Here is a 25,996-nt window from a genome sequence, read left to right on the forward strand (position 1 = left end):
AAGCCGCTCAAATGAGCGGCTTTTTTTTACCCCTGTAACACCTTTTCTTTGAGAGCCTGTTTCTCAGCCGCAGAGAGAAACGCGATTTCCAGGCCGTTGATTTGCGCCTGGCGAATCTGTTCGCGGCTCAGCCCGGCAGCAGGGGCGGCAACCTGATACTCATGACCAATCTCCACACCCTGCACGGCCGGATCGTCCGTGTTAATCGAGGCCAGCACGCCATACTCCAGGAAGGTTTTCAGCGGATGTCGTGCCAGTGACGGCACGGTGCTGGTCTGGATATTGGACGTCAGGCAGGATTCGATACCGATACGTTGTTCGGCCAGAAATGCCATCAGTGCCGGATCTTCAATCGCTTTGACCCCGTGACCAATACGCTCTGCGCCCAGCTCGCGAATCGCCTGCCAGATGCTTTCCGGGCCAGCCGCTTCGCCCGCATGCACGGTGATATGCCAGCCTGCGTCGCGCGCACGGTTAAAGTGGGGCAGGAACAGACTACCGGGAAAGCCCAGCTCATCACCCGCCAGATCCAGCGCTGTGATGCTCTCACGATGAGCCAGCAATGCTTCAAGCTCCTGTAAACACGCGGCTTCGCCAAAAGTACGGCTCATGATGCCAATCAGGCGTGCCTCGACACCGAACGCCTGGCTGCCTTCGCGCACGCCGGCAATAACCGCTTCAACCACGCCAGCGACAGGCAGATTGTGCGTCATCGCCATGTAGCCAGGGGAGAAACGCAGCTCAACGTAATGCAGACCCTGGCGCGCGGCGTCTTCCATATTCTCATAAGCCACGCGACGGCAGGCATCAAGGGAGGCCAGCACTTTTACGCCCCAGTCCAGCTTCGCAAGGAAACTCACCAGATCGGGTTCGTTGGCGGTAACCTGCACGTGTGGCAGCAATGTTTCAAGCGTTTGCGCGGGAAGGGGAAGATTAAACTCACGGCCAAGATCGAGAATGGTTTGTGCCCGAATGTTGCCGTCCAGGTGGCGATGAATATCAGTTAATGGCAAGTTGGTATCAATCATGGTCGCACTCTTATTTTAAGTAAAGTGCGATACATTATACCACATGTCAGCAGCGCATTAGCATTAGTGGTAATAGATTGAATTTATGATGAAGTTTTACGCGTGGAAACGTCAGAATGGCCGTAGACTGTTGGCACTATTTTTTACCTCCCCCTGCAACGATTACAGGGGGAGTCATGACGTTATATTTCTATCCATTCAGCAGACTAACGAACAACAAGCACCGGGCATTTTGCGTGGCGGACCACCGCTGCGGCATTTGAACCTAACAAATAGGTGGTCATATCTGGCCGGTGTGAAGCAATGATGATGAGATCCGCTTGAATGGTATCCGCGAGTTTGAGGATCTGATCCTTAGGCGTCCCGGTAACAGCATGCGTCTGCACTTTTTCCATTGGAATTTTAAATGCTTTGACGATTTCATTCAGCCGCGATAACGCCTCTTCTTGCAGGTCTTTTAATTTTGGTAATGCTGCTGAATATGCCAGTCCCAGCGTTGAATAATAAGGATGAGAAGGGATAACCGTCAAAAAATGGACTTTCGCAATATTAATAACGGCGTGTGCCTGAACATACGGGATGACTTGTCGGGTCAGTTCGCTTTCGGAAATGTCGATGGGTACTAATATGGAGCGATACATATAGACCTCCTGTATGAATTCATACAGGTTAAATAGTATGTCATTAGCCACAAAAAAAGTGTGTGATTGGTTTCAGTTCCAGGTAAATAAGGACAATTACGACTTTTGTCGTAGCATCGATTTTATTTTTCAAGCGTAACGGTTGAGCGGCGCATATAGCTGAAAAAAAAGCCCCTTGGGTAAGGGGCTTTAGGGTTACTGCTGCGGCACCGCAGGTTCGACAGGAGCGGTCGGATCATCCGGCGTTTCCGGTGAATCTTCCTGCTGTGGCATTGAGGGCAGGCCAAACATACCGACAAATTCGTCCAGCGGCATTTTCTCGCCGTTCAGTGTCACCTGACCGTTAGCGTATTGCAGGCTGGTGCCAATGGTGTTGTTTTCGAGGGTCGTAATACGGAACATCTGACCCATTGCCGCCAGGCCTTTTACCTGCTGGCTTGCCAGTTTGGCTGCTTCATCCTGTTGATAGCCTTCCAGCTTCGCAACCTGAGTCATAAACTCAACGGCCATATCCATCGGGATAGTTAGCTTGCTGTCCAGCGACTTCACATTTTTGTCCACTTCCTGGGCCAGCGTCTGCGGCGGCGCGCTCACAGCCGTATCGGCGGCAGGATTTTTCAGGAACAGGGAGAGGTTGAGTGCCGTTTCGCCTTTGCTGTTCTTCCAGCTCAGTGGAGCAATGGTGATGACAGGCTCACCTTTTAACAGCAGCGGGAAGGCATTAAAGAAGGCTTCCGCCGCCTTTTGCTGATAGAGCGCCGGGTCCTTCATGACATCTGGCTGTGCCATCAACGCCTGTGTCTGAGCGTTATACTGCTGGCTAAACTGGTGCCAGGCTTCGCCGTCAATCTGGCCAATCTTCAGCGTCAGGTTGCCACTGCCCATCTCCTGATTCTGGATCTTCAGGCTCTGGATGGTGTAGTCGAGCTGGCTATTAATGGTTTTGTTATCTTTCGCGACCTCAGATTTGCCGTTCAGTTTCATCCCTTCAATGACCGCCATCTCTTTGTTTTCAATAGAGATGGCCAGCTTGTCCAGCGTCACTTTCTGGCTGCCAACGCGCTCGTTAAAGCTGGCAAGTTGGGTCGAGCCTTCCGTTTTCAGGTTATTGAGGGAGAGCTGAATTTTCTGACCGTATTCGTTAACCGTATCAACCAGCGCGCTCTGCGCCTCGCCGCTGACGGTAACCGCATTGCCGTCTTTATCGGAACTGATGCGGAATTCACCCCCGCTAAAGGCCACTTTCTCGCCCTCTTTTTCCGAGTTAAGCGGGTGCAGCGTGAGATCCGTACGGGTATCGCCACTGTAAGCGATGCGGGTCTCTGCGACGAACGGCGATTGCCCTTTGGCGATATCAAACAGCGGCTTCGTCATCTCATTGTTGACGAGGGTGGAATGTACCGATGCCATCGATGGGATGACGTTCAGCTTTTTAAGTTGCGCCAGTGGGAAAGGACCATGATCAATATTTTCATGCAGTACGATGGTCTGGCCCGGTTTAAACCATGGGTTTTCCTTACCCTCGACCGGTTTTACCACCAGTTCCATCTGGCTGCTGAACAGGCCCCGATGGTAGTTTTGAGAAGATAACTCCACGCTGGCCTCAGGCGCGGTGCGTTTAATCTGTTCATTCGCCTGGCTGATCATCTCCCCCAGACGGCTTTCAAGCTGTTTCCCCGTGTACCAGGCACCACCTGTCCAGATGATCCCGAGCGCAATAACAACTCCGGCAGCAACCAGCGTTTTTTTCATCGTTATTATCCCTAAAAATAAAACCAGGCGGGATCATCCGCCTGGGTATGTGAAAAGGCTCTGTAGAGCTTAGCAATCCTTGCTAAAAAGTTCAGTAACTAGTTGAGCTTATTGTAGACCCGCGCCAGTCTACCCACGCCGCTTACCGTCACAGGAGATTCGCTGGCACTTATAAATGCCGACTCGCCGGGTTTGAGCGCCAGAGTCTCATCCCCTTTGCTGAGCACGGCTTCGCCTTCCACGCAGAACAGGATAGCCGCGCTCTGCTGCGCCACATCGCTACCGGTGGTAGAGAGGTCATGCAGCGAAAATGCAAAATCATCAACCGGGATCGGGAATTCCAGGCTGGAAGCCTGTTTTACGGGTTGGGTCAGTAATTCACTGGCAGGTTTGGGGGTGAATTTCACATTTGCGACCAGTTCCGGAATGTCGATGTATTTCGGCGTCAGCCCTGCGCGCAGTACGTTATCAGAGTTGGCCATGACCTCCAGCGCTACCCCCTGAAGATAGGCATGCGGGGTTTCGGCGAACAGGAACATCGCTTCACCGGGATTAAGTTTCACCACATTGAGCAGCAGCGGGGAGAACAGGCCGCTGTCATCAGGATAAAACTCGGAAATCACACGAATGGTTTCCCACGGTTCGCCCTGCTGGCTATTGAGTGCCGCTTTCAGCACCGCCAGCGCCCGCGATTTTTCATCGCCCTTTAAATTCAACAGGCTGGCGAACAGTTGGCTCAGGCGTTCCGCGCCGGGTTCTTGCAGAAAATGAGCAATAGCCTGGTTGGCGCCCGCCACCGGTTGTAGCAGAGAGACGATTTCGGAGAACGGACGGAAGGCGTTCATCGCCAGGAAGGGCGTCAGTGCAAAGACCAGTTCCGGTTTATGGTTCGGGTCTTTGTAGTTACGCTCGGCCGCATCGAGTGGGATACCGGCGGCGTTCTCTTTCGCAAAACCGATTTCAGAGGCCTGTTTGTTCGGATGCACCTGAATGGACAGCGGCTGGGCGGCACACAGCACTTTAAACAAAAAGGGCAACTCGCCAAAACGTTCGGCGACTGCGCTGCCCAGCAAGCCTGCTTTGTCCTGTTCAATCACCTCGCGAAGCGAGTGAAGGTTACCCTGCGCGTCCTGCACTTTTGAGCTGCTCCTGGGGTGCGCGCCCATCCACAACTCGGCCATTGGCTGGTTGTCAGGGTTCTCGACACCATAGAGTTCCGTTAACGCGTTTTTACTTCCCCAGGCATAGTGCTGCACTGAGTTAATGAGTTTTTGCATTATCCCGCCCTTCATCATGGTCAACTTAATTGCACGTATTAAAGCAATAAATTTGTTCGAAGTAATCAGAGCAGGCAAAAAGTCGTACTAGTCTCAGTTTTTGTTAAATAATTGTGTAGGATATGCGGACTCGCTTTTTTGTGGCAGATGGATGTCCTGCCGAAACAATAACCAGTTCGTGCTGTAAGTGAGAGAACAATGTCGAATAAACCTTTTTATTATCAAGAGCCTTTTCCGCTGAAAAAGGACGAGACCGAATATTATTTACTCAGTAGCGATTACGTTTCCGTCGCCGATTTTGATGGTCAGGAAGTGCTTAAAGTCGATCCTCAGGCGCTGACCCTTCTGGCGCAACATGCCTTCCACGATGCCTCCTTCCTGCTGCGCCCGGCGCATCAGCAACAGGTTGCCGATATCCTCAGTGATCCGGATGCCAGCGAAAATGACAAATACGTCGCGCTGCAATTCCTGCGTAACTCCGAGATTGCCGCAAAAGGTATTTTGCCCACCTGCCAGGATACCGGCACGGCGATCATTATGGGTAAAAAAGGGCAGCGTGTATGGACGGGGGGCGGCGATGAAGCGGCCTTAGCGCGCGGCGTCTATAACACCTTTATCGAAGATAACCTGCGTTATTCGCAAAACGCCCCGCTGGATATGTACAAAGAGGTCAATACCGGGACTAACCTGCCGGCACAGATCGATTTGTATAGCGTTGACGGCGACGAATATAAATTCCTTTGCATCGCCAAAGGGGGCGGTTCCGCCAACAAAACCTATCTGTATCAGGAAACGAAAGCGCTGATCACCCCGGCGAAACTGAAAGGTTATCTGGTCGAGAAAATGCGTACCCTGGGCACCGCTGCCTGTCCGCCGTACCACATCGCGTTCGTGATTGGCGGTACCAGCGCAGAGGCCACGCTCAAAACGGTCAAACTGGCCTCGACGAAATATTACGACGGCCTGCCAACCGAAGGTAATGAGCACGGCCAGGCGTTCCGTGATGTGCAACTGGAAAAGGAACTGCTGCTTGAAGCCCAGCAGCTTGGCCTGGGCGCACAGTTCGGCGGCAAATACTTTGCGCATGATATCCGCGTGATTCGTCTGCCGCGCCACGGTGCCTCTTGTCCTGTGGGGATGGGGGTTTCCTGCTCGGCGGATCGTAACATCAAAGCCAAAATCAACCGCGAAGGCATCTGGCTGGAAAAACTGGAGCAGAACCCCGGCAAATACATTCCGGAATCGCTGCGCCAGGCCGGTGAGGGCGAAGCGGTGAAGGTCAACCTTAACCGTCCGATGGAAGAGATCCTCGGCCAGCTCAAACTGTATCCGGTTTCCACACGCCTGTCGCTGACCGGGACGATCATCGTGGCGCGTGATATTGCGCATGCGAAGCTCAAAGAGCTGATGGATGAAGGCAAGCCGCTGCCGCAGTATGTGAAAGATCACCCCATCTACTACGCGGGACCTGCGAAGACCCCTGAGGGGTATGCTTCGGGTTCCCTGGGCCCAACCACCGCCGGGCGTATGGACTCGTACGTTGACCAGTTGCAGTCGCAAGGTGGCAGCATGATCATGCTGGCAAAAGGCAACCGCAGCCAGCAGGTGACCGATGCCTGCCATAAACACGGCGGTTTTTACCTTGGCAGTATCGGCGGGCCGGCGGCGATTCTGGCGCAAAACAGTATCAAGAGCCTTGAATGTGTGGCCTACCCGGAACTGGGGATGGAAGCTATCTGGAAAATCGATGTTGAAGATTTCCCGGCCTTTATCCTGGTGGATGACAAAGGTAACGATTTCTTCGAGCAAATCCAGTCGGGCCAGTGCGCACGCTGTGTAAAATAAGAACTGCCGCCCTTCGGGGCGGTTTTTTTGCGCCGGTTAAGCGCACGAAGCAATAAACGTCGTCATAACAAGCATCAATACTTAAGCTTTGTTTGCAGGTGAGCAATGTCGGTACTCAACATCACTTCGTAACAGGGAGAAAGTAATGACAACGCATCGTAGTGAGAAAGATTCGATGGGCGCGATTGACGTCCCGGCAGATAAGCTGTGGGGGGCGCAAACCCAACGGTCGCTTGAGCATTTCCGCATCTCGACGGAAAAAATGCCGGTCTCGCTTATCCACGCACTGGCACTGACCAAACGTGCGGCGGCAAAGGTCAATCAGGATTTAGGGCTGCTGGCGGCGGAAAAAGCACAGGCCATTATCGAGGCGGCGGATGAGGTGCTTGCCGGAAAACACCCGGATGAATTCCCGCTGGCTATCTGGCAAACAGGCTCCGGCACCCAGAGCAACATGAACATGAATGAGGTGCTGGCGAACCGTGCCAGTGAACTGCTGGGCGGCGAGCGTGGCATGGGGCGTAAAGTGCACCCGAACGACGACGTCAACAAGAGCCAAAGCTCGAATGACGTTTTCCCGACGGCGATGCACGTGGCGGCGGTGATTGCCGTGCGCGAACACCTGCTGCCTCAGCTTCTGGTTCTGAAAAAAACGCTCAACGAAAAAGCGATTGCCTTCGCCGATATTGTCAAAATTGGTCGTACTCACCTGCAGGATGCCACGCCGCTAACGCTCGGCCAGGAGATTTCCGGCTGGGTGGCGATGCTGGAACATAACCTCAAACATATCGAACTGAGCCTGCCGCACCTGGGTGAACTGGCGCTCGGCGGTACGGCGGTGGGCACCGGGCTGAATACCCACCCGGAATATGCCAGACGAGTAGCAGAAGAACTGGCCGCCTTTACCCGGCAGCCGTTTATTACCGCACCGAACAAGTTTGAGGCGCTGGCCACCTGTGATGCATTAGTCCACGCCCACGGTGCGCTGAAAGGGCTGGCGGCATCACTGATGAAAATTGCTAATGATGTGCGCTGGCTGGCTTCCGGCCCGCGCTGTGGGATTGGTGAAATTTCTATTCCGGAGAATGAGCCGGGCAGCTCCATCATGCCGGGTAAAGTTAACCCCACCCAATGTGAAGCCATGACCATGCTCTGCTGTCAGGTGTTAGGCAACGACGTGGCGGTCAATATGGGCGGCGCATCCGGCAACTTTGAACTCAATGTCTTCCGCCCGATGGTCATTCATAACTTCCTGCAGTCGGTGCGTCTGCTGGCCGACGGTATGGAAAGCTTTAACGAGCACTGTGCGGTGGGGATCGAGCCGAATCGTGAACGTATCGACCAGTTGCTCAATGAGTCGCTGATGCTGGTGACCGCTCTGAATACCCATATCGGCTATGACAAAGCGGCAGAAATTGCCAAAAAAGCCCATAAAGAGGGGCTGACGCTCAAGGCCTCGGCGCTGGCGCTCGGCTACCTGACGGAAGCCGAGTTCGATAGCTGGGTGCGCCCGGAATCGATGGTGGGCAGCATGAAGCCCGTTTAATCAGCAAGATAGAGGTGCAGCCGGGGGATAATTAGCGTCAACGGCTGTGCCTGCGGTTTAAAACGGTGCTGGATATTATCCTCCTGGTAATTCAACAGCTCGCCGATGTCCGGCACTTTCCCGCCATGTTCTTCACTCACCAGCGCAATCAGCGGCGTCGGGCAGGCGTACTGCACCTGCTTTTGCGAATCCGCATACCAGACGCGAGCAATCGGCTGCACCTTTACCGGACGTTTGATTTTCAGGCGAGCCTGCTGCGGCAAAGAGGCAATCGCGGCGTACTCTTGCTCAAGACGCTCCTGCCACTGCTCGCGGGTCCACGGCGCGACGGCGCGCGGCGATTTACGGCTTTTATCAAGCAGTGCAAGCACCTCATCGCGGGTGAAATTCTTGATGATGTGCTTGTTAGCCCAGCCAAAGCGCAGGGTAGCGGGATCGCGAATGGCGGTTAACGTGCGGTAGGCATTCAGGGTAATCAGACCGGGTAAATGGCGATGCACCCACTCGAAGCGGGCGGTCGGTGCCAGCCCGGAGTCGACGGTCACGATGCGTTCAAAGGTCATTTTCAGGGCATTGATGGTGTTAATGGTCTGCTCCAGTCGGGCGCGGGTCGCCATATCCACCTGATAACAAATGACACCCGGCAAACGCACGGCGGCTTTACTGCTGCGGTTTTCCGACTGCTGCTGAATAAACAGATGGGTATAGTGGCGCAGGGCCGCGTCGGCGGCACGCTTGCCCACCCGCTGCTTTACCTGAATGGTGGGCAGCGGCTCGTGCTCCGCGCCTTTGGCGACGTCCGGCAGGGTGAAGACGCGGCCCGCCAGTAAACGGCAATCGGAGAGTTGTCCTTTCAGGACGGCCAGTTCCTGTTCGAGCTGGCGAAAAGTGGTGTTAAGGCGTTCTATCAGGTCGTATGCGGCCATTTTATCATTCCTTTAGTTACAACATACTTATGTTGTAGCACAACCTTCCACACCTTAACACCGTGCACGTCACGCTTTTCAGGTGAGGGAGGTGTCGTGCCAGACCGGCCACTGAAAACAAAAACGGGCGCCGCCCGCAGCGCTCTCTTCACACTTCACTTCGCCGCTCATTGCCTGGGCGATGGAGTGCACGATGGCAAGCCCCAGGCCACAACCGCCCGTCGCACGGTCTCTGCTGGGGTCGAGGCGCACAAAAGGCTCAAACACACGGCTACGCTCATCCGGGGCAATCCCCGGACCGTCATCTTCGACAATCAGGCTTGCCTGCGAGCCTTCAAGCTGTAATGTCACTTTGACCGTTTTCTGGCAGTAGCGCAGGGCATTATTGATGAGGTTATCCAGCACGCGTTCCATCAGGCGCATATCCAGCGAACCATAGTCGCCGGGCTGATTATGGAGTTCTAGCTGGTGGTCGGGATTGACGTTGCGGGCATCCAGCATATAACCGTCCAGCCATGCGTTGAGATCGGGCGTGGTCAGTTTCAGTTCTGTCTGCGGACGGTCAAGGCGTGCGTAGGTGAGCAGCTCCTGAATGAGTCCTTCGAGTTGCCCGATATCGCGGTTCAGCGCGCTACGTTCGCTATCGCTCAGGTTGTCGCTCATCTCCAGGCGATAACGCAGCCTGACCAGCGGTGTGCGCAGTTCGTGGGCCACGCCATCAATCAACATTTTCTTACTGGCGATCAGGGCGTTGATGTTATCCGCCATCTGGTTAAAGGCAATCCCCAGCCGTTCAAAGCTGGAGGTGCTGTCAAAATGAATGCGCTCTTCCAGATGACCTTCGCCAAAGCGCTGGGCGGCGGATTCCAGCCGCAGCATCTCCTGCCAGTGGGGACGCATCCAGATAAACACCGGGAAGGCCAGTGAGATAGCAATAAAGGCCATCAGCGCCATATCGAGCAGACGCATTTCATGCAGATAAAAGAGGTAGGGGACAGGGCCGACAGCCAGGACATAGTGGCTACGTGGAATACGCTGGATAAAGGTGTATTGCGAATCCAGCGCGACAATATCGCCTTCCTGTAGCCGCTGTTGCGCGGGGGCTTCCAGCGAGAACTTGCTCATCGGTTCCACGCGCATGTTAAAGGACAGATTGAGGTCCAGCTCTTTGAGCGTTTTGTTCCACTGGTGCGGTGGGATTTCACGTAGTTCGCTGCGCATCAGGTACAGCGAACTTTTCATCAAATCGTCCAGCGACTGTCGCCCTGCGCGCTCGGCGGTGAATTTGTAAACCAGCCCGACCAGCATGGTCATCACCAGAAAGCAGACAAACAGCAACAGATAAAACTGGACGAAAAGTTTTTTCATGGCGACACCCGCGAAGAGGACCGGACTCAGTTATCCCAGGCGTGTGGGGCGAAAAGATAGCCTTTGTTGCGCACGGTTTTAATACGGAAAGGCTCGGTGGCGTTATCGAGCAATTTTTTGCGCAGGCGCGAAATGGCCACATCAACACTGCGATCCATTCCGTCATAGGTCACACCGCGCAGGTTTTTCAGTAACGCATCGCGGTCCATAATTTGCCCTGCGTGGGTGGCCAGTTCCCACAGCAGATCGAAATCGGCGGTTGAGAGAACAACCTGCTCGCCAGCCAGCAGCACCTGCCTGTTGACCGGATCGATGGTCAGCGTGCCAAATTGCAGCGTCTTATGCTGCTTTAGCGATGACGGCGCGGATTCTTGCTGTGTGGCACCGGCCTGCTGGCGTAAATGCAGCCGCAGACGCGCCAGTAAAACCGCAGGTGGGGTGGTTTTAAGAATGTAGTCGTTCGCGCCCATCTCCAGCGACAGAATATGGTTCATATCACTATCAAGAGAGGTGAGAAGGACGATAGGGCCGGTCCACTGCTGGCGTAAATCGCGGCACAGTGTCATCCCATCTTTGCCGGGGAGCATGATATCCAGAAGAATCAGATCTGGTTTTTCACGGGCGATGACCTCTTCTGCTCGGTCACCACGCGGTTCAACTATCACATCCATATCGTGTTTGCCCAGATATGCCGCAATAAGTGCGCCCACTTCCGGGTCGTCTTCCACAAAAACGATTTTATTCATATATCATCGTGATGAGTCAAAAAGATGAACATACACTGCCTTTATTGATCCTGCCATTAATCTTTTCTAAACAAGCTCCCCATCCGCTATGCTGTAGGCCTTTGTTGGCATTATGAGAAAGGGAACGTGATGGCGCTGGTGATAAAAGCGGCAATTGGCGCGCTGGTGGTGTTATTAATTGGTTTGCTGTCAAAAACGAAAAATTACTATATCGCCGGGCTAATACCGTTATTTCCGACCTTTGCTTTAATCGCTCATTATATCGTGGCGACCGAGCGGGGCGTGGACGCGCTACGCACCACCATCGTTTTTGGTATGTGGTCCATTATTCCTTATTTCCTTTACCTGCTGTCGCTGTGGTACTTCACCGGATTTATGCGGGTGGGATACGCGCTGGGCGCTGCGGTACTTTGCTGGTGCCTCAGCGCCTGGCTGCTCATTTTTATCTGGAGCCGCCTCCACTAGCGCAGCGGGCGGCCGCCATCGACGCCAAACGTCCGTCCCGTGACGTAGCAACTGGTCAGCAGATAGTCGACCAGATCGATTATCTCTTTTTCGCCCGGGGCGATTTTCATCAGCGATTTATTGAGTGCCTGCTGACGGTATTCCGCGTCATCATCGTCATTAAACAGGATCAGCGCCGGGGCAATGGCGTTGACTTTCACTTCTGGAGCCAGCTTTTTGGCAAAAGAGCGGGTCATATTATCCAGCGCTGCTTTACTGGCGGCATAGGCGATATGTTTGTCGCTTCCGCACTCAACAACATAATCGGTAAAGTGAATAATATCGCCAGCGGCATGCCCGAATCCGCGCAATAATCTTTCCAGCGCATGGTTAAGTAAGTAGGGGGCATGAACGTGGATCTGCAGCATCCGTGAAAGCACATCGGGCAGCGCAACGCCGGGTTTTTCACCCGCCCAGTCGCCCGCATTGTGAATAATTGCCCGCAGCCCCTCGGTTTTCTCCTTCACGATATCGGCAAAGGCCAGCACCCCTTCATCGCTGCTGAAGTCTGCCTGAATGCACAACGCGCCCGCGGCGGTTAACTGTTCAATCGCCGGATAGAGCGTCCGGTAACTGACGATAATCGGCTGCTGTTGGCTGAGAAAATGGTGGGCGAGGGCGAGACCGATGCGACGGCCTCCTCCGGTAATCAATATCGGGCGTGTCTTCGAGTTTCCCATCGAATGCGTTCTCCTTCTCAACGGGGCGCATGCGCTGCTTACCCCACCAACTTCCACGTGGCGGGAACGGCGGCGATCAGTAACAGACCAATCAGCACTCTTTCCCGGCGTTTAAGCAGACTGGCTATGTCATGCGTGCGGCGTGCGTAGATAAAGACCAGCAGCCCCGGCGCATAGAGCACAACCGACAACAGCAAATGCATCGGACCGGATGCATACAGTAACCATAAGCCATAGAGGCTGGCGCCGATAGCGACGACGCGGTGCAACGGACGACGAGAGATCTTCAGTAAAAATGCCCCGACAAGGAAATAAGGAACCAGAATCATCTCTGACGCAATGGTCAACAGCGTATTGTAATCGGAACCTGTGAGCCAGATCAGCACCAGCGAGACCTGTACACTGATATTGGTTAACCACAGCGACGCCGCGGGCGCATTATTCTTGTTCTGTCGGGCAAAAATACGTGGAAACGCCTGATGGGTGGCAGCCAGTAGCGGCACTTCCGCTGCCGTGATCGTCCAGCTCAGGTAAGCGCCACAAACCGAGACAATCAGCCCGGCAGCAATGACCACATCGCCCCAGGAGCCCATCAGCCTGACCATCAGGCCTGCCATTGACGGATTACGCATCGCCGCCAGTTCCGGGCGCGGCACCACTCCCAGCGACAGCAGTGTAACCAACAAATAGACGCCGAGGGCAGCCAGCACTGCCAGCAGGGTGGCGCGTCCCACATCGTGTTTGTTGCGCGCGCGGGCGGAGACGACCACAGCGCCTTCAACCCCGATAAACACCCACAGGGTAATGAGCATGGTGTTTTTCACCTGCTCCCATACCGGTACACCCAGGGCGATACCGGAGAAATCCAGGCTAAAGGTATCGTAATGGAAGGCCATGGCCGCCAGCACAATAAACAGGCCAAGCGGCACCAGTTTGGCGAGCGTCGCCGCGAGATTAATACTCGCCGCCGTCTGCACGCCGCGCAGCACTAATGCATGAACAAACCACAGCAGCAGGGATGCACCCACCATCGCTTGCCAGGTGTTACCGTCGCCAAAAAAGCGCAGTTCTGGCGTATCGGTAAAGAAACTCAGCGCAGAGAAGACAATCACTAAGTAGGAGACGTTGGCGATAACGGCGCACAGCCAGTACCCCCAGGCAGAACAAAAACCGATAAGTTCGCCAAAACCTTCCCGGGCATAGGTAAAAATACCGCCGTCCAGGTCCGGACGAAGACGCGTCAGGATAAGCATGGCGAAGGCGAGCAGTAATATCCCCGCGCCGGTAATCGCCCAGCCAATCAATAAAGCCGCGGGGCTGGCGATTTCCGCCATATTTTGCGGCAGGCTGAAAACGCCCGCACCGAGCATTGAGCTTAATACCAGCGCAGTTAAAGCGCTCAGGCCAAGTTTCTTTTCCATGGGTATCCTGTTATGAACGGGCTCAATCCAGAATAATTATTTTGCTTATGCGCATAAAAATGGTGGATATCACTGAGGCGCGGGATTTTACGGAGAGTCGTAATGGCATGCAATGCGTGACGGCTTAATTTCGCGAAAAAAATAGAAAAGGCGACCCAGGGCCGCCTTTAAAATGAAGGGTTATTTATTTGTACAAATCGGCACTGATGGTGATGTTGCTACCATTTTCCTGCCACTGGCGGGTGATGTGGTAGTACTTGGCACCTTTCGCCGCGGCACGTTTCGCAACCTGATAAGAGATCTCGGTCATGTTGCCATAGTTACCGGTGAACTTGATGCTGTCGAACGGAACCATCTGCGCAGCCGTGATTTTATTCACTTCTTCGATTTTTGTTCCGTCAGGTAATGTGACAGTGTAACGGTTTGCGGTGGAGGATTGTGTTTCAAAGAAACGACCCACGTCAGCGCTCGGCGCAGCGGTAGTTGCAACGCCCGGGATTTCTACTTTCTTGGCTTCTTCACCGCCTTTTGCTAATGCCGCACGGCCTGCTTCGGAATCACGTGGAATGGCATCCGGGCTCTGCAGTACGCGTTTTTTGGCATCAGCTTTATAGATATATGCCGTAATCCGCTGGTTGCCACCTTCGTTGGCATCAACCTGACGCACGATATAGAAAGAGGCAGCCCCTTTCGCTTTCGCGGCTTTGGTGATGGCATCGTTTACTTCCGGCTGTGAGCGATAGAAACCCTGTACCGTAACGGTATCGAACGGTTCCAGCTCAATAGCATCGGTCTTCGGCAACTCAGTAACGCCATTGATGACGCGCAGTTTTGGCGCATCGGCTTTCGGCGCATCGGCTTTATACAGGTCCGTGGTGACACGCTGGTTGCCGCTCTCACCATAATCGGAGGTGTCTACAACATAAAACGAGGCCGCGCCTTCTTTATCAGCACGGCTTGAAGCGGCTTTAACGGCATCGCCAATAGAGTTAAAGCGACCGGTGATAACAACGCGATCGTAGGGCTTCAATGCTGACGCTTGCTCCGGCGTTAACTCTGTCGCTGCGTTGACTGACAGGGTCGTAACGGACAAAAGTGCTGACGCCAGGAGGGTGTACTTAAGCTTCATAAAAATGATCCTTCGCCTTGCGCAAACCAGATACTGGTGTTGTTGTTGACTTAAAAACGTCGCTGATTATTGCATTTAATCAACACGACTGTCTGCGTCATTTTTCACTGAGTGTGCTACACGCCAGACGTTTTACGATAACGTTTAGTGATATGTTGAAAAAACAGGCTGTTGACCTGCAAAAGTCATAAAGCATATGAGTTTTTTAAGTTAATACATTGTTAAAAGAGCAATGTGTAGTGGAGATTAATCGTGTTTTGCCGCTTCGCCTGAGCGGAATATCGGCTTGTTTAAATGAATTAAAGGGAAATAACCCTGTCAGCCCCGCTACCCGCCCGGTTTTCACAGATAAAAACAGAATTTCTGTTTTCTGGCGGTAGATCACAGGCGTTATTTTCAGTAGGTTATAGAAAGTTTGTTACTGTTTTATTTTCCGGGATGCAGTCTGTTTATTTATCTCTGGCAGGCAATATCATGCCCGGGCATCACTGACAAACCATCATCTAAAATCGATGGAAGGGAAAACTATGCGTATTGGTGTACCAAAAGAACGGTTGGCCAATGAAACCCGCGTTGCGGCGACGCCGAAAACGGTAGAGCAATTGCTTAAATTGGGTTTCACCGTCGCGATTGAAAGCGGCGCGGGCAAACTGGCAAGCTTCGATGACAACGCGTTTACCCAGGCTGGCGCAACCGTGGTGGACGAAAATAACGTCTGGCACTCTGACGTTATCCTCAAGGTGAATGCACCGACGGATGACGAAATCGCCTTGCTTAATCCGGGCACGACATTAGTCAGCTTTATCTGGCCTGCGCAGAATGCGCCGCTGATGGAGAAACTGGCTGCCCGTAATATTACCGTCATGGCGATGGACTCTGTGCCGCGTATTTCCCGTGCCCAGGCGCTGGATGCATTGAGCTCAATGGCCAACATTGCTGGCTACCGCGCCATTGTGGAAGCAGCCCACGAATTTGGCCGTTTCTTTACCGGGCAGATCACCGCCGCAGGTAAAGTCCCGCCGGCGAAAGTGATGGTCATTGGCGCAGGCGTTGCCGGCCTGGCGGCTATTGGTGCCGCCAACAGCCTCGGGGCAATTGTCCGCGCGTTTGATACCCGTCCGGAAGTGAAGGAACAGGTCCAGAGTATGGGCGCTGAGTTCCTTGAGCTGGATTTCAAAGAAGAGGCCGGTAGCGGCGACGGCTACGCGAAAGTGATGTCCGAAGCGTTTATCAAAGCGGAAATGGAACTCTTTGCCGCCCAGGCGAAAGACGTTGATATCATCGTCACCACCGCATTGATTCCGGGTAAACCGGCACCGAAACTGATCACCCGCGAGATGGTGGATTCCATGAAATCCGGCAGCGTGGTGGTTGACCTGGCGGCGCAAAACGGCGGTAACTGCGAATACACCGTGGCGAACGAAGTCGTCACTACGCCAAACGGCGTGAAAATCATCGGTTATACCGACCTGCCAGGCCGTCTGGCCGCGCAGTCTTCCCAACTTTACGGCACCAACCTGGTCAACCTGCTGAAATTGCTGTGCAAAGAAAAGGACGGCAATGTGACAGTCGATTTCGAGGATGTGGTCGTGCGCGGCGTGACCGTCATTCGCGAGGGCGAAGTAACCTGGCCGGCTCCGCCGATTCAGGTTTCCGCGCAACCGCAGGCTGCGGCGAAAGCGGCACCTGCCACCGCGAAAGAAGAGGCTAAGCCCACATCGCCATGGCTGAAATACGGCATCATGGCGCTGGTGATTATTCTCTTCGGCTGGCTGGCCGACGTTGCACCTAAAGAGTTTCTTGGTCACTTCACCGTCTTCGCGCTGGCCTGCGTGGTCGGTTACTACGTGGTGTGGAACGTCTCCCACGCCTTGCATACTCCGTTGATGTCGGTTACCAACGCAATCTCCGGCATTATCGTTGTTGGCGCACTCTTACAAATCGGCCATGGTGGTTGGGTCAGCTTCTTAAGCTTTATCGCTGTACTGATTGCCAGCATTAATATTTTTGGTGGTTTCACCGTCACTCAGCGCATGCTGAAAATGTTCCGGAAGAACTAAGGGGTAGCACATGTCTGGAGGATTAGTTACAGCTGCATACATTGTTGCCGCGATCCTGTTTATTTTCAGTCTGGCGGGGCTATCGAAACATGAAACGTCCCAACAGGGTAACCGTTTCGGCGTTGCCGGGATGGCGATTGCGCTGATTGCCACGATTTTCGGGCCTGACACTGGCAACGTAGCGTGGATTATCGTTGCGATGATCATCGGTGGTGCTATCGGTATTCGCCTGGCGCGCAAAGTTGAAATGACCGAGATGCCTGAGCTGGTTGCTGTACTGCACAGCTTTGTGGGTCTGGCCGCGGTGCTGGTTGGCTTTAACAGCTACCTTTACCACGAACCGGGCATGGAACCGATCCTGGTCAATATTCACCTGACCGAAGTGTTCCTCGGCATCTTTATCGGCGCCGTCACCTTCACCGGTTCTATCGTGGCGTTCGGCAAGCTGTGCGGCAAGATCTCCTCAAAACCGTTGATGCTGCCAAACCGTCACAAATTGAACCTTGCGGCGCTGGTGGTTTCTTTTGTCCTGCTGGTGATTTTTGTTCGTACTGAAAGCGTGGGCCTGCAGGCGCTGGCGCTGCTGGTGATGACGGCGATTGCGTTGGTGTTTGGCTGGCATCTGGTGGCCTCTATCGGCGGTGCTGACATGCCGGTTGTGGTCTCGATGCTGAACTCCTATTCCGGTTGGGCGGCAGCGGCGGCGGGCTTTATGCTGAGCAACGACCTGCTGATCGTCACCGGTGCGCTGGTGGGTTCTTCCGGTGCGATCCTCTCTTACATCATGTGTAAGGCGATGAACCGCTCCTTTATCAGCGTTATCGCTGGCGGCTTCGGTACTGACGGTTCCTCTACAGGGTCCGATGAAGAAGTGGGCGAGCACCGTGAGATCAACGCCGAAGAGACGGCTGAGATGCTGAAAAACTCACACTCTGTCATCATCACCCCAGGCTACGGCATGGCGGTCGCACAGGCGCAGTATCCGGTTGCGGAAATTACCGAGAAACTGCGTGCGCGCGGCGTGAAAGTGCGCTTCGGAATTCACCCGGTTGCGGGGCGTTTGCCGGGCCACATGAACGTCCTGCTGGCGGAAGCGAAAGTACCGTATGACATCGTGCTGGAAATGGACGAAATCAACGATGACTTCGCCGATACCGACACCGTACTGGTTATTGGTGCGAATGACACCGTTAACCCAGCGGCGCAGGACGATCCGAAGAGTCCTATCGCAGGTATGCCTGTTCTGGAAGTGTGGAAAGCGCAAAACGTTATCGTGTTCAAACGCTCTATGAATACCGGCTATGCTGGCGTACAGAACCCGCTGTTCTTTAAAGAGAATACCCAGATGCTGTTTGGCGATGCCAAAGCCAGCGTCGATGCGATTCTGAAAGCGCTGTAATTCTCTGCGCGTATCTCAACCGCTCTTCGGAGCGGTTTTTTTTTGTCTGCGTCTATACTTTTTCTCTTCACGGCTTTGATGAGGGAAAGAATGGAATTTTTATCACGTTTCGATTTGATATCTTTAATGATGACGCCATCGTTCTGGATTGCTGTCTTCACGGTCGTCATCATTACGATATTGGCCTACTGGTTGCTTAACCGTTTACTGCGTATCGTTGGTAAAGGCGTGCAGAGCTGGGGCGATAAGCATCAAAGCACGCAGAAAATGCGTCTGGTGCTGAATGATATGTTAGTCAGAACCAGCAAGGTGCTGCTCTTTATCGTCGCGTTTCTTTTTAGCCTGCGTTTTGTTGAGCTCCCCACAAATCTCTCCGCAACAATCAGTCATGCCTGGTTTTTGGTGCTCGCCATTCAAATGGCGCTCTGGTTTGATCAGGGGATTATCTCCTGGCTGCATCAGTTGCGTTATGAACCCGGTATGCATAAAAACCCGGTGACGCTGGTCATCACCGGACTGCTGCTACGGATGCTGGTATGGACCGTGATGCTGCTGTCAATTCTGGCGAATGTCGGGGTGAATATTACCGCGCTGGTGGCAAGCCTCGGCGTCGGCGGTATTGCCATCGCCCTGGCGGTACAGACCATCCTCAGCGATGTTTTTGCCTCGCTGTCGATTGGTTTTGATAAGCCTTTTGAAATTGGTGATTTCGTGGTGTTTAACGATGTCGCCGGGACGGTTGAGCATATTGGCCTCAAAACCACGCGCATACGTAGTTTGAGTGGAGAGCAGATTGTCTGTGGTAACGCCATTCTTCTGCAGCAGACGCTGCATAACTATAAACGTATGCAAACCCGACGTATCGTTTTTACTTTCGGTGTCGCCTTGTCAACCCCGCCGGATAAACTCCGTCAGATTGGCGAGATGATAAAAACCATTATTAATGACGTCGGCGAAACCAAATTCGACCGCGCTCATTTTCTCGGTTTCGGCACCGATCGACTCAACTTTGAAGTTGTCCATATCGTCAATACCGCGGATTACAACAAATATATGGATATCCAGCAGGAGATTAATATCCGCATTATGGAGCAACTGGCGGCGAACGACGTGCAACTGGCGCTGCCGACTACAGTGGTTAAAGGACCCTGACCCGCTGGCGTGCCGGATGCCGACAGCCAGCAAGAGACGATGACGGGAACGCGCAGTTAAAACAGGCGTATCCGAAACATCTTACTGACATATGCGCGCCGCCTGACGGTGAACCACCCGGGCGCGCACTATGTCGTAGATCCAGTTAAACGCCATGGTGTAGGGAAGGAAGAAGAGGAAAAAGCCGATCTCCAGTAAGAACGCTTCTACCAGGCCGATGCCAAGCGTCAGCGAGGCTATGGTCACGCCAATCACGATAAACCCCCCTTCAAACCCCAGCGCATGGCAGGCGCGGACCTTCGCGGTACGCGCCAGTCGATGAACCGGCCAAAGCCTGTCAAACAGCGCGTTGTAAATCACGTTCCAGATCATCGCCGCAGTAGCCAGCAATAATGTCAATCCGCCCATCTCCAGCACCGGGCGCTGCATTATCCAGGCGCTGGCCGGGGCGCAAATGGCGGTGGCGATCACTTCGAAGCTCACTGCGTGAAAGATACGCTCGGCCAGAGTGCGGCGCTGTACGGCAGGTTGTTGCATGATTTTGGGTCCTCTTTGTCGTTTGACGGGTTTAGCTGAGAGGATTTTTATCGTTTTATGAGATAAATTAAAGATAGATACCATCGTTAAAATAGATACATCATGCGCTACTCTCCTGAAGCTCTGACTGCCTTTGTTGAAACCGTTGCCTCTGGCTCCTTCTCTGCTGCTGCGCGGAAACTGCGTAAAAGCCAGTCCACCATCAGTACCGCCATCGCTAATCTGGAAGCAGACTTGGGCGTGGCGCTCTTTGATCGCTCAGCGCGTCATCCGGTGCTGACACCGGAAGGTGTAAGGGCGCTCAGCTACGTGCAGGCCATTCTCGCCGCCAGCGATAAACTGGATGAGCTGGCGGTCTGGCTGGCGGGGGAAACGGAAACGCGGCTGACGTTCATCCTTTCCGATACGTTGAACCCGGATACGCTGGCAGATCTGTTGGGAGAGTTCGACAAGCGCTATCCCCATACCGAATTTGAGTGTCTGATTGGCGAAAACGAGGATGTCATCGATCTCCTGCAAAAAGGGCGGGCACAATTAGGCTTAACGGAAGCCCGCAATGCCTATCCGACGGACATCAGCGCGATGCGCCTGCCAATGCAGAGTCAGATGGATATCTACGTGGCGCACGGGCATCCGCTGGCGCAGCAGGGGAGTGTCTCTGAGGCGCAATTACGTACCTGGCGTGAGCTGCGGCTTAATACCTATCTGGAAAACCGTAATACGCCCGCGCGCGGCCCGGTATGGTCTGCGCCGAGCTATCTGCTGTTGCTCAGTATGGCGGAACAGGGATTTGGCTGGTGCGCATTACCCTGTGCGCTGGTGGATGAGTTTTCCGGGGCAAAAAAATTGACGCGTGTCGATGTACCAGGCTGGCCGCAAAGCATCCCTGTCGACATGTTGTGGAATAAAAAACAGCCGCCCGGTGTTGCCGGAAGCTGGCTGCGGCACTATTTGCAGCACTGGCGAGGTCAGCAATAAAAAGAAAACGCCCGCGAGTGGCGGGCGTTTTGCTACGTATTAGGGTTAATCGTCTTCTTCGTCATCCAGTTCAATCGGGCTCTGGTAGTCGTCCGGTTTGATGACCAGCAAGTCGCAGCGCAGGTGGTCAATCACCTGTTCAGCGGTATTTCCGAGGAACGCGGCGGAGATCCCGGTGCGCCCGACGGTGCCCAGTACGACGATCCCCGCCTGTAAATGTTCCGCCAGATCCGGAATGACCTCTTCCGGCAGGCCTTTATTCACATGGGTCACTTTTTCATCAATACCGAATTTCTGCCGTAGGGCTTTCATGGCAATGAGATGTTGGCCGCGAATCGCGTCGTTATAGACGCTCGGGTCAAATTCCGGCAGTTCAATGGCAATGTTAATTGGGGTTACCGGATACGCGCCAACCAGATGAACTTCGGTGTGGTTGACCTGTTCTGCCAGTTGCAGCGTCTCTTTCACCAGCTTTTCGTTCAGCGCGTTGTGATAGAGCTCTTCGCTGGCAAGATTGACCGCCACCAGCGCTTTCCCGCCTTCCGGCCAGGGCTGATCTTTGACCATCCAGACCGGGCAAGGGCATTTACGCAGCAGATGCCAGTCGGTGGGGGTGAAGATAACGGATTCCAGTTTGTCATGCTGGTGGGCCATTTTCAGCAGCAAGTCGTGGCCGCCGGACATCACTTCCTGAATGATGGCTTCGAAGGGACGGTTATGCCACACCACTTTAATATCAATAGGGACGCCAGCGTCTATATAGTACTTTGCCTGTTCACGAATCCAGGCCGTACGCTGGCTGATCACGCCTTGTCTCATGGCTGTGCGTTCGTCAGGGGACAGAAGGGTGGTCATCTCGTAAGAGAAATCATAGATCGGCAGGAAAGCTTTAATCCGGCCGCCAATCCGTTGATGTAAATACACGGCGCGTCGTAATGCGGGCTGATCGTCCTGGTTAGGATCGATGGCGACCAGCATATTTTGATACTTAGCCATACAGGGTCTCCTTACATCTGTCACCACAGTCTGTAAATACAAGATAACCTATAAGTACTGAATGAAACAGGGAAAACCTTTTGCCAGATCAATAAAACAGAAAAATTTAAGCGTCCGGCAAAAGGTCAAAAGGAGGGGGATAAAATCAGGCGACGTTACGCGAATGTCCGGCAAGCTGAGCCAGGATATCGCTGTTCTCGATGGTGATATATTTGCCTTTCACCGCCAGCATACCGCTCTTCTGGAAACGACCCAACAGACGGCTGATGGTTTCTACGGTCAGGCCTAAATAGTTACCGATATCGCCACGTGTCATGGTCAGGCGGAACTCACGCGGAGAGAAACCACGCTGAGCGAAACGACGGGACAGATTATAGATAAACGCGGCCAGGCGCTCCTCGGCGTTCTTTTTCGACAGCAACAGGATCATATCCTGATCGCCTTTGATTTCACCGCTCATCAGGCGCATCATCTGCTGACGCAGGTTCGGCATTTTGCCTGACAGGTCATCCAGCGTTTCGAACGGGATTTCACAAACCATTGACGTTTCCAGCGCCTGAGCAAAGCTCGGGTGGTGGCCGGTGCCGATGGCGTCAAAGCCGACCAGATCGCCCGCCAGATGGAAACCGGTGATTTGCTCGTCACCCTGTTCAGTAATGGTGTAGCTCTTGATCGTGCCGGAACGAATAGCGTAAAGCGATTTCAGTTCATCCCCAGCTTTGAACAAAGTTTGACCTTTCTGGATGGGCTTTTTGCGCTCAATGATGTTGTCGAGCTGATCGAGCTCGTGTTCATTGAGTGTGAAGGGGATGCAGAGCTGGCTAATACTGCAATCCTGGCAATGGATTGCACAACCGCCAGACTGAATGCGTCGTATAATTCGCTTTTCCGGGATCATAGGTCTGCTCAAGCCGTAATTGATTTTAGTCAATTTTATCATCTTTTTCTTGAACACGTAAGCCTGGCGAAACGTCAATTCAGTAGAATTAAAACAGGTGTGAAAAACGATGAAACAGGGGAGTAGACCATCTCATTGATATTCCATCGTTTCAGTAAGGCTTTTACCACAGAATGCCGCGAAAAAGAGCACAAAGAGCCTCTTTTTTTCACAATAGCAAGTAGCCTTCGTGCCGCAACAACCACTCTTTACGTTGCACGCCACCTGCATAGCCGGTCATGGTGCCGTTGCGGCCAATCACCCGATGGCAGGGAACCACAATACTGACCGGATTTGAACCGTTCGCGGCACCAACCGCCCGCGCGGCACCAATTCGTCCGAGCCTCTCCGCTAACTGACCATAATGCATCACGTGGCCACACGGGATCTCACGTAACGCTTTCCAGACTTCACGTTGAAAGGGGGTACCCGCCGTGGCGGTTGGCAGAGTATCTATCACCGCCAGATCGCCCTCGAAATAGTCCAGAAGCTTGCGGCTTAATCCACCGGGATTCGTGGCAGGAATGCGCGTATAACCTTCCTTGCGATAATGAATATCCAGCAGTTCATTCATGCGTTCACTATGTTCTTCCCACTCAACCGCGCGCAAATGAAATGTTTCGTCGCACAGTACCCACAGTGGACCCAGCGGAGTGGCAATTTTATCCTCAAGTAGCGTAAGCATCGGCAATCCTTTCTCAAATATCGCAATAGCACAGGGGGAGTGGCGCAATCTAGCACGATCAAGAAAGTGACTCTATACCCCATTAGAGGCGCAATAAATCAAAGAGAATCGAGAAAGATTATTAATTATTCATGAGGTGAATAGTTTTCGCTATAGGAAATGTTGGGTCACTGAATAGATGATATATTCTTTATTGTTGCGGAAATAAAAAAATAGAGCCTGCCGACATCCGTCAGGCTCTACAGTACACACAGCAACGCGTCCGTTCGGTAATTATTTTAAACTTCATCCTTGCGCGGTAAATATAGTTATAGTTCCCATGCCAGATAATTCCAGTATGAAATGGTGATTAGTTTCACGATAATTTAACTGAAATTTTTGAGGTTAATGGCAGTAAACTTGTAGTTAAGTGGAGTTAAATAGCACGCGAAATTAATTTCCGATAATTGCTTCAAATACCTCACTAATTGTCAGCCATTAAATGAATATCAGGCATTGTGGCGGGCTGCAGCGCCCGCTATAGTAAGTCCCTCAGATGTAGCGGGAGGACTAAACCATGAACCCTGATGACAAATCACTGTTTCTTGACGCCATGGAGGATGTCCAGCCACTTAAGCGCTGTGCCGATGTTCACTGGCATCCGGCCCGAAACACGCGTGCACCACAGCATATCGATACATTGCAACTTGATAACTTCCTGACCACCGGGTTCCTTGATGTCTTACCCCTTGATACACCACTGGAATTCCGCCGCGAGGGGTTGCAAACCGGGGTGATTGATAAGCTTCGTACCGGCAAGTACTCCCAGCAGGCCAGCCTCAGCCTGTTACGCCAGCCCGTGGAGCAGTGTCGACAACTGCTATTTCGCTTTGTGCATCAGGCGCGGCAAGACGGATTGCGTAATCTCCTGATAATTCATGGGAAAGGGCGCGACGATAACGCCCATGCCAATATTATTCGCAGCTATCTTGCCCGCTGGTTAACCGAATTTGACGATGTTCAGGCATTTTGCGTCGCACAACCGCGTCATGGCGGCAACGGCGCATGCTATGTGTCATTACGCAAATCGGCAGAGGCGAAGCAGGAAAACTGGGAGCGCCACGCCAAGCGTAGCCGCTAACTGGCGGCTACTGTGCCAGCGGGATATCCTCAATTCGGGTGGTCCAGGCTGGCGAGAGCAGGTGTCGTTTCATTGACCAGGCCGGGGTCACGCCCTGGCCGGCAAACCACATTTTATTACCTTTCTTGTTCATGAGATCCATTACGCCCATCAGTGTCTGGCTATTTGGCCGGGGGGCATACTCATCGAATAAATTAAGTTGTGCAACGCCTTGACTAAAGAAGTCTCCTAATATAACACCCGCTTTTTGATATCGCGGACCTTGCTTCCAGATAATATCCAGGCTACGCGTTGCTGCGGCAATAATATCTCTGGTGTCCTGGGTGGGGGTGAGTAGCGTAATTCCTGCGCTATTGCTGTAATAAGGTTCATCAGGATCGTGTGGACTACTTTTTATAAACGCGCCGATATATCGGCAATATTGATGCTGAGCACGTAATTTTTCTGCTGCTCTGGCCGCCCAGGTACTGATACCTTCACGGACTGAGGAATAATCGCTAATTCGCTGACCAAAAGATCGCGAACTAATAATTTCATGCTTTGCCGGAGAGAATTCCTGAAAACCGAGACAGGGTTCGCCACGCAGTTCGCGAACGGTTCTTTCGAGTACCACGCTGAAGTTTTTGCGGATAAACCATAAATCGCATTTCGCCAGATCCAGCACGGTGGTGATATTCATGGTGTTCAGCTTTTTCGTTAGCCGTCGACCAATGCCCCAGACCTCGTCTACGGGGATGGCTGCCATCAACCGGTGTTGCCTGGCGGGCGTTGAGATATCCACCACGCCACCGCTCTGCGCTGGCCACCTTTTAGCTGCGTAATTTGCCAGTTTTGCCAGCGTTTTTGTCGGTGCGATGCCCACCCCGACGGTCAGCATGGTGCGTTGATAAACGGTATCGCGAATATATTTACCGAAGCGTTTGAGGTTGGGAATACCGGAAAGATCCACAAACGCTTCATCAATACTGTACTGATCTACCCGCGGGCAAATTTCCTCCAGCGTCGTCATTACCCGCTGGCTCATATCGCCATATAAGGCGTAGTTGCTGCTGAATACCGCCACGCCATGCCGCTGCAACAGATCTTTTTGTTTGAAATAAGGCTCCGCCATACCAATGCCCAGAGCTTTAGCTTCGGCTGAGCGGGACACAATACAGCCATCGTTATTTGAGAGCACCACCACCGGTTTACCGCTCAGATCGGGCCGCCAGACGGTTTCACAACTGGTGTAGAACGAGTTCACGTCAACAAGGGCGAACATGATGATCT

23 protein-coding genes are annotated in these 25,996 nt (G+C 53.2%); 8 read left to right on the plus strand and 15 right to left on the minus strand.

Translation table 11 applies throughout. From position 1 onward, the window contains the following. Window positions 1-26: 26 nt before the first annotated feature. The 4 genes from add to manA all read right to left on the minus strand — a co-directional run bounded on the left by add (window position 27) and on the right by manA (window position 4,698). Window positions 27-1,028 carry an adenosine deaminase gene (gene add / locus C5523_RS11520; protein ID WP_071195332.1) on the minus strand — a complete coding sequence of 334 codons (1,002 nt, stop codon included), beginning with the start codon at window positions 1,026-1,028 and terminating at the stop codon, window positions 27-29. A gap of 206 nt (window positions 1,029-1,234) precedes the next feature. Then, complete coding sequence (gene uspF / locus C5523_RS11525; protein ID WP_041851529.1) at window positions 1,235-1,669, minus strand: universal stress protein UspF; 435 nt, start codon at window positions 1,667-1,669, stop codon at window positions 1,235-1,237. Between the two features lie 195 nt (window positions 1,670-1,864). Next, window positions 1,865-3,421: a YdgA family protein gene (locus tag C5523_RS11530; RefSeq protein WP_108701130.1), complete on the minus strand. Its 1,557-nt coding sequence runs from the start codon at window positions 3,419-3,421 to the stop codon at window positions 1,865-1,867. A 98-nt stretch (window positions 3,422-3,519) separates the two neighbouring features. Further along, on the minus strand, window positions 3,520-4,698 hold the full coding sequence (gene manA / locus C5523_RS11535; protein WP_108701131.1) for a mannose-6-phosphate isomerase: 1,179 nt from the start codon (window positions 4,696-4,698) through the stop codon (window positions 3,520-3,522). 198 nt (window positions 4,699-4,896) lie between these two features. On the opposite strand from manA, the gene fumA reads away from it, so the two are divergent. Together fumA and fumC are read left to right on the plus strand one after the other, a co-directional pair. Then, window positions 4,897-6,543: a class I fumarate hydratase FumA gene (gene fumA / locus C5523_RS11540; protein ID WP_108701132.1), complete on the plus strand. Its 1,647-nt coding sequence runs from the start codon at window positions 4,897-4,899 to the stop codon at window positions 6,541-6,543. Window positions 6,544-6,688: 145 nt separating this feature from the next. Continuing rightward, entirely contained in the window at window positions 6,689-8,089 is a 1,401-nt protein-coding gene (gene fumC, locus C5523_RS11545; RefSeq protein WP_079498068.1) for a class II fumarate hydratase, read from the plus strand. On the opposite strand, the gene tus is transcribed toward fumC, so the two are convergent. The 3 genes from tus to rstA form a co-directional block, all read right to left on the minus strand. Next, window positions 8,086-9,015, minus strand: a complete 930-nt coding sequence (gene tus / locus C5523_RS11550) for a DNA replication terminus site-binding protein (protein WP_079498067.1) — start codon at window positions 9,013-9,015, stop codon at window positions 8,086-8,088. The two genes, fumC and tus, sit on opposite strands and share 4 nt — an antisense overlap. Before the next feature lie 78 nt (window positions 9,016-9,093). Continuing rightward, window positions 9,094-10,383 (minus strand): two-component system sensor histidine kinase RstB, encoded by a 1,290-nt coding sequence (gene rstB / locus C5523_RS11555; protein ID WP_071195326.1) that lies wholly within the window; start codon window positions 10,381-10,383, stop codon window positions 9,094-9,096. Between the two features lie 26 nt (window positions 10,384-10,409). Beyond that, window positions 10,410-11,129 carry a two-component system response regulator RstA gene (rstA, locus tag C5523_RS11560; protein WP_071195325.1) on the minus strand — a complete coding sequence of 240 codons (720 nt, stop codon included), beginning with the start codon at window positions 11,127-11,129 and terminating at the stop codon, window positions 10,410-10,412. A gap of 129 nt (window positions 11,130-11,258) precedes the next feature. Here rstA and C5523_RS11565 point away from each other — a divergent pair, with 129 nt between their 5' ends. After that, window positions 11,259-11,594, plus strand: a complete 336-nt coding sequence (locus tag C5523_RS11565) for a GlpM family protein (protein WP_071195324.1) — start codon at window positions 11,259-11,261, stop codon at window positions 11,592-11,594. On the opposite strand, the gene folM is transcribed toward C5523_RS11565, so the two are convergent. The 3 genes from folM to ydgH all read right to left on the minus strand — a co-directional run bounded on the left by folM (window position 11,591) and on the right by ydgH (window position 14,863). Then, entirely contained in the window at window positions 11,591-12,313 is a 723-nt protein-coding gene (gene folM, locus C5523_RS11570; protein ID WP_079498064.1) for a dihydromonapterin reductase, read from the minus strand. The two genes, C5523_RS11565 and folM, sit on opposite strands and share 4 nt — an antisense overlap. 38 nt (window positions 12,314-12,351) lie before the next feature. After that, the gene (locus C5523_RS11575; RefSeq protein ID WP_108701133.1) at window positions 12,352-13,734 is read right to left on the minus strand and encodes an amino acid permease; all 1,383 of its coding nucleotides are present in this window, start codon (window positions 13,732-13,734) and stop codon (window positions 12,352-12,354) included. Window positions 13,735-13,918: 184 nt separating this feature from the next. Next, window positions 13,919-14,863 carry a DUF1471 family protein YdgH gene (gene ydgH / locus C5523_RS11585; RefSeq protein WP_108701134.1) on the minus strand — a complete coding sequence of 315 codons (945 nt, stop codon included), beginning with the start codon at window positions 14,861-14,863 and terminating at the stop codon, window positions 13,919-13,921. A gap of 527 nt (window positions 14,864-15,390) precedes the next feature. Between ydgH and pntA the strand changes: the two genes are divergently transcribed. From pntA to C5523_RS11600, 3 genes are all read left to right on the plus strand, one after another. Then, window positions 15,391-16,923, plus strand: coding sequence for a Re/Si-specific NAD(P)(+) transhydrogenase subunit alpha (pntA, locus tag C5523_RS11590; RefSeq protein ID WP_108701135.1), 1,533 nt, complete (start codon window positions 15,391-15,393; stop codon window positions 16,921-16,923). A 10-nt stretch (window positions 16,924-16,933) separates the two neighbouring features. Next, on the plus strand, window positions 16,934-18,322 hold the full coding sequence (pntB, locus tag C5523_RS11595; protein ID WP_071195321.1) for a Re/Si-specific NAD(P)(+) transhydrogenase subunit beta: 1,389 nt from the start codon (window positions 16,934-16,936) through the stop codon (window positions 18,320-18,322). Between the two features lie 90 nt (window positions 18,323-18,412). Continuing rightward, the gene (locus tag C5523_RS11600; protein WP_108701136.1) at window positions 18,413-19,474 is read left to right on the plus strand and encodes a mechanosensitive ion channel family protein; all 1,062 of its coding nucleotides are present in this window, start codon (window positions 18,413-18,415) and stop codon (window positions 19,472-19,474) included. 81 nt (window positions 19,475-19,555) lie between these two features. Here C5523_RS11600 and C5523_RS11605 read toward each other — a convergent pair whose 3' ends face one another. Next, window positions 19,556-20,011, minus strand: coding sequence for a multidrug/biocide efflux PACE transporter (locus tag C5523_RS11605; RefSeq protein WP_041851514.1), 456 nt, complete (start codon window positions 20,009-20,011; stop codon window positions 19,556-19,558). Between the two features lie 102 nt (window positions 20,012-20,113). Between C5523_RS11605 and C5523_RS11610 the strand changes: the two genes are divergently transcribed. After that, complete coding sequence (locus C5523_RS11610) at window positions 20,114-20,989, plus strand: LysR family transcriptional regulator (protein ID WP_107223149.1); 876 nt, start codon at window positions 20,114-20,116, stop codon at window positions 20,987-20,989. A gap of 45 nt (window positions 20,990-21,034) precedes the next feature. Here the strand turns inward: C5523_RS11610 and uspE are convergent, their stop codons facing one another. The 3 genes from uspE to ogt form a co-directional block, all read right to left on the minus strand. Further along, window positions 21,035-21,985 (minus strand): universal stress protein UspE, encoded by a 951-nt coding sequence (gene uspE / locus C5523_RS11615; RefSeq protein ID WP_071195317.1) that lies wholly within the window; start codon window positions 21,983-21,985, stop codon window positions 21,035-21,037. Between the two features lie 145 nt (window positions 21,986-22,130). Further along, on the minus strand, window positions 22,131-22,883 hold the full coding sequence (gene fnr, locus C5523_RS11620; RefSeq protein WP_061495443.1) for a fumarate/nitrate reduction transcriptional regulator Fnr: 753 nt from the start codon (window positions 22,881-22,883) through the stop codon (window positions 22,131-22,133). 208 nt (window positions 22,884-23,091) lie between these two features. Beyond that, window positions 23,092-23,607, minus strand: a complete 516-nt coding sequence (ogt, locus tag C5523_RS11625) for a methylated-DNA--[protein]-cysteine S-methyltransferase (protein WP_041851510.1) — start codon at window positions 23,605-23,607, stop codon at window positions 23,092-23,094. A 556-nt stretch (window positions 23,608-24,163) separates the two neighbouring features. On the opposite strand from ogt, the gene smrA reads away from it, so the two are divergent. Beyond that, window positions 24,164-24,727, plus strand: a complete 564-nt coding sequence (gene smrA, locus C5523_RS11630) for a DNA endonuclease SmrA (RefSeq protein ID WP_079498056.1) — start codon at window positions 24,164-24,166, stop codon at window positions 24,725-24,727. Between the two features lie 7 nt (window positions 24,728-24,734). Here smrA and umuC read toward each other — a convergent pair whose 3' ends face one another. Then, window positions 24,735-25,988 (minus strand): translesion error-prone DNA polymerase V subunit UmuC, encoded by a 1,254-nt coding sequence (gene umuC, locus C5523_RS11635; RefSeq protein WP_108702311.1) that lies wholly within the window; start codon window positions 25,986-25,988, stop codon window positions 24,735-24,737. Window positions 25,989-25,996: the final 8 nt, after the last annotated feature.

The organism is Phytobacter sp. SCO41 (assembly GCF_003073275.1).
Classification (GTDB): Bacteria; Pseudomonadota; Gammaproteobacteria; order Enterobacterales; family Enterobacteriaceae; genus Phytobacter; species Phytobacter diazotrophicus.